The sequence below is a fragment of the Nonomuraea sp. NPDC049486 genome, from assembly GCF_040676925.1.
Taxonomy (GTDB): Bacteria; Actinomycetota; Actinomycetes; order Streptosporangiales; family Streptosporangiaceae; genus Nonomuraea; species Nonomuraea ferruginea.
Window position 1 is genome coordinate 165,070 of record NZ_JBFAPV010000005.1, and the last position, 14,104, is coordinate 179,173.

Annotated in this window: 5 protein-coding genes; all 5 read right to left on the minus strand. The window is 74.0% G+C overall.

Translation table 11 applies throughout. The features are described from left to right. Nucleotides 1–71: 71 nt before the first annotated feature. The 5 genes from AB0K05_RS16940 to AB0K05_RS16960 are packed head-to-tail and all read right to left on the minus strand — an operon-like array spanning nucleotide 72 to nucleotide 14,093. The gene (locus tag AB0K05_RS16940; protein ID WP_364229944.1) at nucleotides 72–1,961 is read right to left on the minus strand and encodes a RiPP maturation radical SAM C-methyltransferase; all 1,890 of its coding nucleotides are present in this window, start codon (nucleotides 1,959–1,961) and stop codon (nucleotides 72–74) included. Beyond that, on the minus strand, nucleotides 1,954–2,460 hold the full coding sequence (locus tag AB0K05_RS16945; protein ID WP_148030375.1) for a flavin reductase family protein: 507 nt from the start codon (nucleotides 2,458–2,460) through the stop codon (nucleotides 1,954–1,956). Before AB0K05_RS16945 ends, AB0K05_RS16940 begins: the two co-directional genes overlap by 8 nt. After that, complete coding sequence (locus tag AB0K05_RS16950) at nucleotides 2,457–3,992, minus strand: tryptophan halogenase family protein (protein ID WP_364229946.1); 1,536 nt, start codon at nucleotides 3,990–3,992, stop codon at nucleotides 2,457–2,459. Before AB0K05_RS16950 ends, AB0K05_RS16945 begins: the two co-directional genes overlap by 4 nt. After that, a complete protein-coding gene (locus tag AB0K05_RS16955) occupies nucleotides 3,992–4,165 on the minus strand; it encodes an MbtH family protein (RefSeq protein WP_148030373.1) in 174 nt (57 codons plus the stop codon). The genes AB0K05_RS16950 and AB0K05_RS16955 overlap by 1 nt, the downstream gene beginning before the upstream one ends. Nucleotides 4,166–4,169: 4 nt before the next feature. Continuing rightward, entirely contained in the window at nucleotides 4,170–14,093 is a 9,924-nt protein-coding gene (locus AB0K05_RS16960; RefSeq protein WP_364229948.1) for an amino acid adenylation domain-containing protein, read from the minus strand. Between the last annotated feature and the right edge of the window lie 11 nt (nucleotides 14,094–14,104).

The following is a 14,104-nucleotide window of genomic DNA, read 5'->3' on the forward strand; positions in this document are numbered from 1 at the left end:
GGGACTTCGATCACATCACCGGGCCCGCAGGCCCGGCGGGCCCGGCCGCGTGACTGGCACAAAGATGCCGTCTAGCCGGTCGTCAGCACGAGCGGCCGGCGGCGGGAGCTGACCAGTGAGCGCCTCGGCCGGGGCATCGGATCGGTCCCGGTCTCGGCCAGCACGAGGCTCATCGCCCGCTCCCCCTCGGTGAAGATCAGGCCGCGCTCGCGCAGCTCGCCGAGGTGCCCGGCCTGCTCGGGGGTCAGGCGGTCCACGCGGGTGGGGCGTTCGAGGACGAGCAGCGTGCGCGCCACCGCCTCGTCCAGCTCGTAGCAGGACGCCGTCCCCGGGCGGGAGTCGCGCACGAACCACGACCCGGCTTCCTCCTCCAGCCGCAGGACGGGCGGGTCGCCGTCCTCCCAGCCGCGTGACCAGTCGGCCACGGCCGCGGTGAGCGGCCGGATCCACCTGGCCACACCGATCATGTACGGTGCGACGGCCCGGTCGTTGAAGTAGTAGGCCAGCCGGCTCAGCGACTCCTCGGGGAAGGGGTAGGTGAGCCGGTAGTGGTCCACCGGGTGCAGGTCGAGGCCGAAGTCGCCGGCCTGGTTGAAGTAGGGGCTGTAGCGGTCGAACCGTACCGGGAAGACGCCTTCCGGCGGCGGCAGGTGGGCCAGCGACGGCAGGTCGTCGAGATACTTGGCGAAGGTCGACTCCGGCTCGCCGGGGAAGCCGATGAGCAGGTTCCACGCCGGGGCGATGCCGTACCGCACGCAGTTCTTCAGCAACTGGATGTTCTGGAACGCCGAGGAGCCCTTCTTCATCAGTTTCAGCGTGCCCGTCGACAGCGCCTCGATGCCGGGCTGGATCCGGTCGACGCCGGCCCTGGCCATCTCGCTCATGTCCTGCTGGTCGAGGCCGACCTTGACCTCGTAGAAGATCGACGCGCCGGAGGGCGGCCGCAGCCGGGGCAGGACCTCGGTGAGGTACTCCAGCGGCATGATGTTGTCCGTGCAGGAGTAGACGGTGCACCAGGGCGCGTACTCGAAGAGCCGCTCGAACTGGGCGACGGCCCGGTCCGGCGTCATCGCGCGATAGGCCATGCCCTGCCCGTTGAGCCCGCAGAACGTGCAGTGCGAGCGCTCACCCCACCAGCAGCCGCGCGAGGTCTCGAAGAACAGGATCGGCTCGACCTTGTCCTCGACGGCCGCGGTCAGCTCGTCGAAGGACGAGACGAACGAGGCGTAGTCGGGCTCCAGGCAGTCGTCGATGTCGGTGTCGGCGCCGATGGCCCGCCGGTAGCGATCCTCCTGGCAGTTGCGCCGCGACACGACGCCGGGGATGCGGTGCGGGGTCTCCTCGTCGCCGTCGATCACCGCGCGCAGGAAGCGGGGAAAGCTCCGCAGGGCGGGGCCCGAGAAGGCGTAGTCGAGCTGGCCGGCGTGCTCCACGAGGGCCGCGCCCATCGGCGCCTCGCAGTTGGCGCCGCCCATGACCGTGACGGTGCCGGGAGAGCGCTCCTTGACGACGGCCGCCATGGCCAGGCTGGGCACGGTCTGCATGAACATCGAGCTGAACCCGACCACGTCGGCCTCGGCCAGCCGGTACTTCTCCGCCAGGTGGGCGCAGAACTCGCCCAGCCGCTCGCGGTGCCGCATCAGCCGGGCCCGCAGAGCCGCGTGCGCGGGGCCGGCGAAGTAGCGACTGAAGTACTCCTCGCCGTTGTCGGGCGCGTCCGGAAAGGCGACCTGGCGGAAGAGCCAGTCGCCGATGCCGGCGACGTGGTGCTCCATGCCCTCGGCGACGGCGTCGTACAGCTCGGCGCCGAAGAAGCGCACCACGTCGTGGTTGAGGTAGCAGACCCGTACTCTGGCCTCGTCGCCGAAGTCGCGCTGCACCAGCGAGGAGAGCTGGCTCAGCGCGAACGACGGCCGCCTGCGGTCGGCGAACGGCATGTTGACCAGGGCGATGTCAAGCACGAAGGGTCCTTTCCGCGTCCCGGTGCCACGTGGCGTATTCCCGGAAGCCGTACATGAGCGGGGATTCGGGGTCACTGGCGATGTCGACCACCCGGCCGAGCACGACCGCGTGGTCGCCGACGGTCAGGACCTGCTCCACCGCGCACTCCGCCCAGCCGTGCAGGTCCTCCTCCAGCCGGGGCAGCCGCCGCGGTCCCGCGGGAGCCCACCGGATGGCGGAGAACCGGTCGGCGGTGAGCGACGAGAACAGCTCGGCGGCCGGCCGCGACCTGGCGGGCAGCAGGTTGACGCCGAATCCGCCGGCGTCGACGGTCGCCGCCAGGGTGCGGCTGTGCACGTTCATGCTGACCAGCAGCGTCGGCGGGGTGAGCGTGACGCTGATCAGCGAGGAGCAGGTGAGCCCGCAGGGTTCGCCGTCCGAGCTCATCGCCGTCACCACCGCCACGCCCGTCGGATAGGCGCTCATGAACGCGCGGCAGGACTCGGCGAGCGGGGTCAACGCAAGCTCGTCAGGTACTCGTGGGCGGCGGGCAGCGCCGCCGCCATCCGCTGGGCCCCGGCGCGCAGGGCGGCGAACTCCGCTCTGGCCCCCGCGGGGTCGAGATGGGCGAGCGCGGGGCGCGGGCCGGGCTTGTAGTGGCCCAGGCCGAGCAGCATCGTGATCCACGAGTAGAGCTCGAACCCGTGGTAGTAGGGGTAGATCATGCTCTCGTCCGGGAGCCGGGTGGCCGCGACCGGCAGGAACCCGGCCAGCCACTCCGGGATCGGGCGGACCTTCGTCTCCTTCCAGAACGGCGTGTCGGCGCGGGCGGCGGCGCGGTAGTGCAGCACCAGGAACTCCCGCACCCCGTCGATCACCCTGGCGACCCTGTCGTTGTAGCCGTCGATCAGGCGCGGCTCCCACCGCTCGTCGGGGAAGTGCTTGACCAGCTGCTCGATGGCGTGCTGGATGAAGAAGATGCCGGTCGACTCCAGGGGTTCGACGAACCCGCTGGACAGGCCGACCGCGACGCAGTTGCCGACCCAGGAACGCTCGTTGCGGCCGATCCGCATCCGGATGTGGTTGGCCTCCAGGTCGTCGCGGCCGGGTGCGGCGAAGGCGCGCAGCGTGCGCTCGGCCTCCTCCGGGGAGCAGTACTCGTCGGAGTAGACGTAGCCGGTGCCGTTGCGGCCGTAGAGCGGGATGGTCCAGATCCAGCCCGCGTCCATGGCCGTCGCCGTGGTGTACGGGTTGATCAGCTCCTGCTCCTCGCGCGGGACGCGGAGCGCGACGGCGCGGTTGTTGGGCAGCACGTCGGTGAAGGAGCGGAAGCGCTCGCCGAGCGTCTGGTTGATCAGCAGGCCGCGGAAGCCGGTGCAGTCGACGAAGAGCTGCCCGGTCACGTCGCCGTGCCCCTTGGTGGAGACGTGGCTGATCCAGCCCCGCTCGTCCCGGCCGACCGCGGTGACGTCGTCGAGCACGTGGCGCACGCCGCCCCGTACGCCGATGCCGGTGAGGTAGGCGGCGAGCTGGGCGGCGTCGAAGTGGTAGGCGTACGGGAACTGGGCCCGCTGCTCGTCCAGGGTGGAGCGGCCCAGCGAGCCGTCCAGCCCGGAGGCGAAGAGGCTTCCGTCGAGGAGCCTCGGCGAGCGCCGGGCCTCGCACAGCCACGGGGTGAGGTAGCAGTGCCGGTCGAACGGCTCGGCCGCGCCGTTCAGTTGCAGGTGCCAGTCGGCGAGGGTGAACCCGTTGCTCACCCGCAGCCGCTCGAACGGGTGGTAGAAGTGGGTGCCGTCGCCGCGCCAGTTCTGGAAGCGGATGGCCAGCTTGTAGGAGGCGGAGCACTGCGGCATCCACTCCCGCTCGTCGAGGCCGAGATAGTCGAAGAAGTGACGGACGGTGCTGAAGGTCGCCTCGCCCACCCCGATGGTGGGGATGCGGGGCGATTCGACCAGGGTGACGGAGACCCGGTCGCCGAAGGCCCTCTTGAGGTAGGTGGCGGTCATCCAGCCCGCGGTCCCGCCGCCCACGATCACCACGTCGTTGATCATCAGTGCTGTCCTCTCAGGCTGAGCGGCCGCATGTCGGTCCAGATGGCCGAGATGTGCTCCAGGCACTCCTCACGGCTGCCGCGGACCCCCTCGTCGGTCCAGCCGGCGGGATTGTCGCGGCCCTCGGGCCAGACGGAGTACTGCTCCTCGTGGTTGACGACGACTTTGAACATCGCTTCATGCCTCCCGGCAGTGTCCGGCCACGATCGGCCCGATCAGGGCCATCGCCTCGGCCCTGGCCATGGCGTCGTGGTCGCAGTCGATCTCGTGTACGGCCAGCCGTCCCGCCACGTGCGGCGCCCAGATCCCGGCCGCCGACAGCCCGGCCGGCCAGGTCCGGGTGGCGACGAACAGGTGAGCGTCGCCGTCGTAGCGGCCGGGCCGGTGGGTGTCGAGCAGCTTGGAGTTGCGCAGCACGGTCTCCGTCATCGACGCGACGAGCTCCTCGTCGAGGTCGGCCGCGTAGCCGACGGAGTCCATGAGCAGGGCGCGGGCCTCGGCGGCGTCCTCGATGCCCGGCCGCTCCGCGCCCGAGAAGGCGGGATAGCCGTCGAGCAGGGCCAGCAGCCCGACCTCACCCGGCAGCCGCTCGGCCATGGCGTGCGCCACCAGGCCGCCGAACGACCAGCCGAGCAGGTGGTAGGGCCCTTCCGGCCGCACGCGGCGGATGACCTCCAGGTAGCGCTCGGCCATCTCGGCCACCGAGCCGGGCTGGTCGGGTCCGGTGGCCTGCAGGCCGTAGACCGGCCGGTCCGGTTCGATGTGCGGCAGCAGGCTGCTGTAGCACCAGCTGACGCCGCCGACGGGATGCACGCAGAACAGCGGCGGCAGCGTGCCCGAGGGCCGCAGCGGCAGGAGCACGTCGAACGGGTCGTCGCCGGCGCCGCCGCCGGACAGGCGCTCGGTCAGTTCGGCCACCGTGGGCGCGGCGAACAGGTCGCGGATGCTCAGCGAGGCGCCGAGCGTCGAACGCACCCTGCTGATCAGCCGGGCGGCCAGGATGGAGTGGCCGCCGGCGGCGAAGAAGTTGTCGTCGACCCCGAGTTCCGGCCGCTCCAGGACCTCGGTGAACAGGCCGAGCAGGGTGTGCTCGCGCGGGGTGCGCGGCGGCCGGTGCCCGGTGCGCGGCGGTTCCGGCAGCGCCCGGCGGTCGAGCTTGCCGTTGGCGTTGAGCGGCAGCTCGGGCAGCGGCAGGTAGGCGGCGGGCAGCATGTGGGTCGGCAGGTGGGCCAGGGCGTGGCTGTGCAGCCGCGCCGGGTCCGCGTGCTCGGGGGTCACGTAGGCCACGAGCTGGTCGTCGCGGACGATGACCGCCGCCTGGGCGACGCCGGGCGCCTGCCCGAGCGTGTTCTCGATCTCGGCCAGCTCGATGCGGTGGCCGCGCAGTTTGACCTGGTTGTCGGCCCGGCCGACGAACTCCAGCGCGCCGTCGGCCCGCCGCCTGGCCTGGTCGCCCGTGCGGTACCAGCGGCGCCCGCCGGGGGCGGCCACGAAGCGCTGGGCGGTCAGGCCCGGCCGGCCGAGGTAGCCGCGGCCGACGCCGGGACCGCCGATGTACAGCTCGCCGCGCACGCCGGGCGGCACCGGCAGCAGGTTGTCGTCGAGCAGCAGCACCTCGGTGTTGGCCAGCGGGTGGCCGATCAGCGGGATGTCGCCGTCGCGCACCCGGTATCCGGTGCTGTCGTTGGTGCACTCGGTCTGGCCGTAGTAGTTGTAGCTGTCGGTGACGGGCGCTTCCCGCATCGACCGCCACAGCCCCGCCGAGACCGCCTCGCCGCCGACCATCAGCGCCTTCGGGTGGTGCCTGCCCGGCGCGAACAGCCCGGCCGCGACCAGTTGCTCCATGAAGACGGGGGTGAGGTCGACGAAGCCGACGCGGTGCACGTCGATGTAGTCGACCAGGTCCTCCGGCGTCCGGCGGGTGACGTCGTCGATGACGTGCAGCTCGTGGCCGTCCATCAGCCACAGCATCGAGTCCCACGAGGTGTCGAAGGTCAGCGGCACCACGAAGCCGATGCGCAGCCGCTCGCCGCGGGCCGCGGTGAACAGCCCGTGCCGGTGCGCGCCGAGCAGGTGCGCCAGGCCGCCGTGTTCCAGCACCACGCCCTTGGGCCGCCCGGTGGAACCGGAGGTGTAGATGACGTAGGCGGCGTGCCCGGGGCGCGGCGGCGTGCCCGGGTCGTGGCCGGGGCCGTCGGGCACCTCCTCCAGCAGCGCGGTCCGCTCGTACGGCACCGCGCTCTCCCGCGTGGCCAGCACCAGCAGCGGTCGCGCGTCGTCCAGCGTGTAGGCGATGCGCTCCGCCGGGTGCTCCAGGTCCAGCGGCAGGTAGGCGGCGCCCGCCTTCAGCACGCCCAGCACGGCCGCGATCATCTCGGCGCCGCGGGGCAGGGCCAGCGCGATCAGCTGCTCCGGTCCCGCGCCCCGGGCGCGGAGGTGGTGGGCGATGGCGTTGGCCCGGCGGTTGAGCTCGGCGAAGCTCCACCGGCGGTCACCCGCCACGACCGCGACGGCGTCCGGGGTCCTGGCGGCCTGCCGTGCGAAGCTCTCCGGCACGGTCAGCTCCGGCGGCTCGATCCGGGGACCGCGCGAGCGGGCGAACTCCAGCTCCACCTCGTCGAACGTGAGCACGGGCAGCGCCCCGACGCGGGTGCCCGGGTCCTCGACGGCGGCCTCCAGCAGGCGCAGCAGGCGCTCGGCCATGGACTCGGCCGTCGAGCGGTCGAACAGGTCGACGGCGTACTCCAGGTAGGCGTCCATCCCCTCGGGGCGGCCGCACTCGTCGTAGCGCTCGATGACGTCGAGGGTGAGGTCGTAGTCCGCGGTGCCGTGCCGTACCGGCTCGTGGGCCGAGCGCACGCCGGGGAAGGACAGGTCGGCGGCGGCGTTGTTCTGGAAGACCAGCAGCACCTGGAAGAGCGGGAAGCGGGCGAGCGTCCTGGTCGGGTTGACCGCCTCGACGACCCGCTCGAACGGGGTCTCCTGGTGCTCGTAGGCGGCCAGGTTCGCGTGCCGCACCCGGGCGAGCAGCTCGCCGAAGCTCGGGTCGCCCGAGGTGTCGGTGCGCAGCACCAGCGTGTTGATGAAGCAGCCGACCAGGTCGTCGAGACTCTCGTCCGTACGGCCGGCCACCGCGGTGCCGATCGGGATGTCGCTCCCCGCGCCCAGCCGGGTGAGCAGCGCGGCGAGCGCCGCCTGCGTGACCATGAAGAGGCTGACGCCGTGCTCGCGCGCCACCTCGGCCATGCGCCCGTGCACCCCGGCGGGGATGGTGAAGGGCACGGTGTCGCCGCGGTAGCTGGCGATGGCCGGGCGCGGCCGGTCCGTGGGCAGCTCCAGCTGGTCGGGCAGGCCCTCCAGGGTGGTGCGCCAGAAGTCCAGGTGGTCGTCGCCCGGGTCCTGCCAGAGCGCGAAGTCGGCGTAGCGCACCGGCAGCGGCCGCCAGCCGGGAGCCCGGTTCTCCAGCCTGGCGCGGTAGGCCTCGGCCAGGTCGCGCGCGAGCGGCGCCATCGACCAGCCGTCGCAGGCGATGTGGTGCACGACCAGGAGCAGCACGTACTCGTCCGCCGCCGGCTGGAAGAGCCTGGCGCGCAGCGGCGTCTCGCGGGTCAGGTCGAAGCCCTGCGAGGCGACGTCGGTCAGCAGGCCGGGCAGGTCGTCCTCGGTGACCGGCTCGGGGGCCAGACCGAGGACGGCGGGGGCGAGAATCCGCTGGTACGGGCCGCCGGCGTCCTCGGGGAAGACGGTGCGCAACGGCTCGTGCCTGGCCACCACGTCGGTGAGCGCGGCGGCCAGCGCGGTGGTGGCCAGCGGCCCGCGCAGCCGCAGGCAGGTGAGCGTGTTCTGGGCGTGGTCGCCCGCGTCCTCCAGCCGGTTCAGGAACCACAGGCGGCGCTGGGTGAAGGACAGCGGCAGCCGGTCAGGCCGGGCCATCGGGCGCAGCGCGGGCCTGGCGTCCTCGCGCAGCACCTCCGCCAGCCCCGCCACGGTCGGATGGTCGAACAGGTCGCGGATGGTCAGCGTCGCGCTCAGCGCGCCCCGGATGCGGCTGATCAGCCGGGTGGCCAGGATGGAGTGGCCGCCGTTGGCGAAGAAGTCGTCGTCGATGCCCAGGTGGGTGGCGTTGAGCGTGTCGTTGAACAGCCGCAGCAGCGTCTCCTCGCGCGGCGTGCGGGGCGGCCGGTGCCGGGTGGCCGGCGGCTCGGGCAGGGCGGCCTTGTCGAGCTTGCCGTTGGGGGTGAGCGGCAGCGCGTCCAGCGGCAGGATCGCCGCGGGCAGCAGGTGGGTGGGCAGCTGGGTGCGGGCGTGCGCCATGACGGCGGCCGGGTTGGCGCGGGCGGGCACGACGTAGGCGATCAGCTGGTCGCCCCGGGAGATCACCGCCGCCGAGGTGACGCCGGGCGCCCGGCCCAGCGCGTGCTCGATCTCGGCCGGTTCGATGCGGTGGCCGCGCAGCTTGATCTGGTCGTCGGCGCGGCCGAGGAACTCCAGCGCGCCGCCGGGCAGCCGCCGGGCCAGGTCGCCGGTCCGGTAGAGGCGGGCGCCGCCGTGCCAGGCGACGAAACGCGCCGCGGTCAGCCCCGGCCTGCCGAGGTAGCCGCGGCCGACGCCGGGGCCGCCGACGTACAGCTCGCCGCGGCTGCCGGGGGGCACCGGCTGGAGGGTTGCGTCCAGCAGGTGCGCCTGGACGCGGGGCAGCGGGTGGCCGATGAGCATCGTGCCCGGCTCGCAGCGCCAGGCGGTCGCGTCGACGGTCACCTCGCTGGGACCGTACGCGTTGATCATCGTGCGGCCGGTGGACCACCACTCCATCAGCCCGGCCGGGCAGCCCTCGCCGCCGACGACGAGCACGCGCAGGTCGGGGAACGGCTCGCGCGGCACGGTGGCCAGGATCGCGGGCGGCACGTGGGCCAGGCTGACCCGCTGCTCCCGCAGGAAGGCGCCGAGCTCCTCGCCGGTGTACGTGGCCGGCGCGACCACCAGGCAGCCGCCGCGCGTGAACGCCGTCGCCAGTTCGGAGACCATCACGTCGAAACCGGGAGAGACGAGCTGCAGCACCCGGTGCGCGGGCCCGCCCGCGGCGTCCAGCCGCTCGCCCAGGTTGGCCGTCAGGTTCGCCAGACCGCGATGCTCCAGCACGACGCCCTTGGGGGTGCCGGTGGAACCCGAGGTGTAGACGACGTAGGCCGCCGTCTCCGGCGTCAGCGGCGTGCCCGGATCGTGGTCGGGCCCGCCGCCCAGTTCCTCCACCAGCAGTCTGCGCTCGTACGGCACGTCCGCCGCGCGGCAGGTGAGCAGGAGCCCGGGCCGGGCGTCGCGCAGCGTCGACGCGACGCGCTCGGCGGGGTGGCTCACGTCGAGCGGCAGGTAGGCGGCGCCGGCCTTGAGCACGCCCAGGATGGCGGCGATCAGCTCGGCCGAGCGCGGCAGGGCGAGCGCGACGACGCTCTCCGGTCCGGCGCCCGCCGCGATCAGGTGGTGGGCGATCCGGTTGGCCTCGCGGTCGAGCTCGGCGTAGGTCCACGTGGCCGTTCCGGCGACGAGCGCCGGGGCGTCCGGCGTACGCGCGACATGGCCGGAGAAGACGTGCGGCAGCGGTTCGGGGTCCGCGTCGCGGCGGGGGCCCTCCGCCCAGCCGCTCTCCTCGGCGCTCAGCAGCGGCAGCCGCGAGACCGGCTCGGCCGGGCCGGCGACGGCCGCGCCGAGCAGCCGCGTCAGCCGGGCCGCCATCGCCTCGGCCGTCGGCCGGTCGAACTGCTCGCACGCGTAGTGCAGCGCGCCGTGCAGCCTGCCGCCGGTCTCGTGCACGGCGAAGGTCAGGTCGAACTGGGCTGTGGGCACCCGGGTGTCCAGGCGCTCCACGTCCAGGCCGGGCAGCGTCCAGACGTCGCGGCGCTCCTCCTTGGAGTAGGTGACCAGCACGTCGAACAGCGGGTTGCGGCCGGGCACGCGCACCGGGTTGAGCCGCTCGACGATGCGCTCGAACGGGGTGTCCTGGTGGGCGAACGCCTCCAGGACGGTCCGCCTGGTGCGCCGCAGCAGCTCGGCGAAGTCCGGGTCGCCCGTGGTGTCGCCGCGCAGCACGAGGGTGTTGACGAAGAAGCCGATCAGCGGCTCGGTGGCGGGGTGGTCGCGGCCGGTGACCGGGGTGCCCACGGCGACGTCGTGCCGGCCGGTCAGCCGCGACAGCAGCGCGTGCACGGCGGCGAGCAGCACCATGTAGACGGTGACGCCGTGCTCGCGGGCGAGCCGGTGCATGCCGTCGGTCGGCAGGTCGAGCGGGACGTGGTCGCCGTGTCCCGCGACCGTGTGCGAGCGCGGCCGGTCGGCGGGCAGGTCGAGTGGTTCCAGGCCGGCCAGCCGGGCCGTCCAGTGCTCCAGGCTTCCCGGCTCGGCCGCGGACCGCTGGTGGACGGCGTGGTCGGCGTACTGGACGTCGAGTCTCGGCAGCTCGCGGCCCTGGTAGAGGGCGGCCAGCTCGTCCCACAGGACGGGCAGCGACCAGCCGTCGCAGGCGATGTGGTGGAAGACCAGCAGCAGCACGTGCGCGCCGTCCGGCTCGCGGTGCAGCCTGGCCCGCAGCACGGGTCCGTGCTCCAGGTCGAAGGGCCGCCCCAGGGCGTCGTCGAGCCCGTCGCCCAGCTCGACAGGGGCGGGCGGGTCGATGACCTGGCGGGGCCGGCCGTCGGTCTCGACGTAGCGGGTGCGGAGGATCTCGTGCCTGGCGACGACGCCGCTGAGCGCGCGGGCGAGGGCGGCCCGGTCGAGCGGGCCGCGCAGCCGTACCGAGACCGGCATGTTGTAGGCGGTGCTGCCGGGCGCGAGCTTCCACAGGAACCAGAGCCGTTCCTGCGCGAACGACAGCGGCAGCGCGCTCTCGCGCGGTGCCGGCTCGATCGGGGCGGGCGCCGGGCGGGCGGCGGCGACGCGGGCGGCCATGGCGGCCACGGTCGGCGCCTCGAAGACGGTGGTGACCGGGAGGTCGGCGCCGAGCTCCTGCCGCAGCGCGAACCGGAGCCGCGTGGCGAGCATGGAGTGGCCGCCGAGGTCGAAGAAGTCGTCGTGCGCGCCGATCTCGGCGCCGGGAGTGCCGTCGAGGTCGAGCACGCGCCGCCAGATCGCGGCCACGGCCACCTCCAGCTCGGTGCGCGGCGCCTCGTAGGCGGCCCGCCTGCCCTGCGTCCCCGGGCCCGGGTCCGGCAGGCGCGAGCGGTCGACCTTGCCGCTCAGCGTGCGCGGCAGCTCGTCCACCAGGACCACGGACGACAGCCACATCGGCCGCGGCAGCCGCTCGTTGCAGAAGTCGCGCAGCGCGGCGGCGTCCGCTGCGCCGTCCGGCACGGCGTAGCCGACCAGGCGGTGGTCACGCCCGTCCGGCCAGGCCAGCACGTGGCAGTCGGCCACCGCGGGATGCGCGCGCAGGACGGCGCGCACCTCGCCGGGCTCCACCCGGTGCCCGCGGATCTTCACCTGGTCGTCGTCACGGCCGAGGAACTCGATGCTGCCGTCGGGCAGCCGCCGCCCTCTGTCCCCCGTCCGGTACAGGCGTGAGCCGGGCGCCGCGGCGAACGGGTCGGGCACGAAGCTCGCGGCGGTCGCGGCGGGCTGGTTCGCGTAGCCGCGCGCGACGCCGGGGCCGCCGACGTGCAGCTCGCCCACGACGCCGATCGGCACCTGGCGGCCGTGTTCGTCGAGCACGTGGACGGCGGTGTTGGCGGCGGCGAGGCCGACGGGCACGATCCCCGAGACGGTGCGGGCGCCCCGGCGCGCCTCGTGGATGGTGCTGTCGATGGTGGTCTCGGTGGCGCCCCACGCGTTCAGCACCCGCACCCGGGGGCCGAACGTCGCCATGAGGGCGTCGCAGTCGGCCACCGGCAGGGCGTCGCCGCCGGAGACCAGCAGCCGCAGCTCGGGCAGCTCCGGTCCACCGGCCGCCACGTGTCCCGCCAGGCCGTGCAGGACGGCGGGGATGCTGTCGAACGCCTCGATCCGCTCGGCGGCCAGCGCGCCGGCCAGCGCGGCCGGGTCGAGCGCCAGGGCGCGCGGCGCGATCACCAGGCTCCCTCCGAAGGTCAGGCTCCTGACCACGTCACCGAGGAAGACGTCGAAGGACGGGCTGGCGACCGTCAGCCAGCGGCGGACCGCGAGCTCGCGGGCGGCCCAGTCGGCCCGGAGGTTGGCCAGGCCCCTCCTGGTGCCCATGACGCCCTTGGGCGTGCCGGTCGAACCCGAGGTGTGGATGACGTAGGCCAGCGCGTCGGGGTGCACCCGCCGTCCGGGCCGGTGCGCGGGCCGCCCGGCCGCCCCGGCGACGTCGGCGACGCGCCACGGCCCCGGCGGGACGGCCGCGCCGAAGCCGGGTCCGGTCAGCACGACCGCGGGGGCGACCCCGGCGAACATGGCGGCCAGCCGGTCCGCGGGCTGGTCGGGGTCGACGGGGAAGAAGGCGGCGCCCGCCTTGAGCACGGCCAGTGGGGCGATCACCGAGTCTGGGCCGCGGCCCACACAGACCGCCACCACGTCGTCGATCCCGGCGCCGAGCTCGGCGATCAGGTGGGCGAGCCGGTTGGCCCGCTCCTCCACCTGGCCGTAGGTCAGCCGCTCCGCGCCGCACACCAGGGCCAGGTCGCCGGGCGCGGCGTCGGCGCAGGCCTCGAAGCGCGCCTCCAGCCCGGTCTCCGGATCGAAGGCGAGCCCGGTGGAGTTCCATCCGGCCAGCCGCCGCCGTTCGGCCTCGCTGATCAGGTCGTACGCGGAGACGGGGCGGTCGGGGTCGGCCGCGGCCTGCCGCAGCAGCTCGGCCAGCCGGCCGGCCAGGCGTTCGGCGGTGCCCGGGTCGAACAGCTCCGCGTCGTACTCCAGCGTGCCCGCGAAGGAGTCGTCCAGGCTGAAGGTCAGGTCGAACAGGGCGCCGCCGCCGTCGCACGGGTACGGCTCCACCGCCAGCCCGCCGAGCTCGGGCCGCGCGCCCGCCGCGTCGCTGTCGCCGGTGACCATGACGTCGAACAGCGGGTTGCGCCCGGCCTCGCGCACCGGGTTGAGCCGCTCGACGACGCGCTCGAACGGGATGTGCTGGTGGGCGAAGGCGTTCAGGACGCTTTCCTTGGTCCTGGCCAGCAGCTCGCGGAAGGTGGGGTCGCCGGCCGTGCCGGTCCTGACGACCAGCGTGTTGACGAAGAAGCCGATCAGCGGCGCGACGTCCTGCCGATCCCGTCCCGCCGTCGGGGTGCCCACGGCGATGTCGTGCTGACCGGTCACCCGCGACAGCAGTGCCTGGACCGCGGCGAGCAGCACCATGAACGGGGTCGAGCCGTTCCGCCTGGCCAGCTCGCGCAGCCGCGCGGCGCTGTCGTCAGGCACCCGGACCGGCACGAGCTGCCCCCGGTGGGCGGGTTCCGGGGGGCGCGGCCGGTCCAGCGGCAGGGCCAGTTCCTCCACCCCGGCCAGCTGGCCGCACCAGTGGTCCAGCCCGTCGCCGCCGGACTCGGCACGCTGGCGGTGGGCGTGGTCGGCGTACTGGATCTCCAGCGCGGGCAGGTCCTGGCCGCGGTAGAGCGCGTCCAGCTCCCGCCACAGGATGGGCAGCGACCAGCCGTCGGCGGCGATGTGGTGGAGGACCAGGAGTAGCACGTGGTCGTCCGGCGCCAGCCGGAACAGCGTGGCGCGCAGCACCGGACCGTGCTCCAGGTCGAACGGGGCCGCGCACTCGCGGTCGGCCAGCCGGCGCAGCTCGCCCTCCGTCACCGGGACGACCGGCAGCCCGACAGGGGCGGCGGGGTCGACGACCTGGGCGGGCACGCCGCCCTCCGCGACGTAGCGGGTGCGCAGGATCTCGTGCCTGGCCACCACCCCGTCGACCGCCCGGCCCAGCGCCTCGGCGTCGAGCGGGCCGCGCAGCCGTACCGCGGCGGGGGCGTTGTAGGCGGAGCTGTCCGGCGCCATGGACCACAGGAACCACAGCCGTTCCTGCGCGAAGGAGAGGGCCGGCGGCTCCCCGGTGCGCGGCGCGCGCGGCCGCCGCTCGCCTGCCAGCCGCTCCAGCAGGAGCTTGCGCCGCTCCGGCGGCAGCTGCGCGATCCGCGCGGCGAAGGTCTCCGACATGCGTGCGGGTC

Coding starts and splice junctions, on each gene's coding strand:
- AB0K05_RS16950 (WP_364229946.1), bottom strand. CDS start 3,992: ATGATCAACGACGTGGTGATCGTGGGCGGCGGGACCGCGGGCTGGATG.
- AB0K05_RS16955 (WP_148030373.1), bottom strand. CDS start 4,165: ATGTTCAAAGTCGTCGTCAACCACGAGGAGCAGTACTCCGTCTGGCCC.
- AB0K05_RS16960 (WP_364229948.1), bottom strand. CDS start 14,093: ATGTCGGAGACCTTCGCCGCGCGGATCGCGCAGCTGCCGCCGGAGCGG.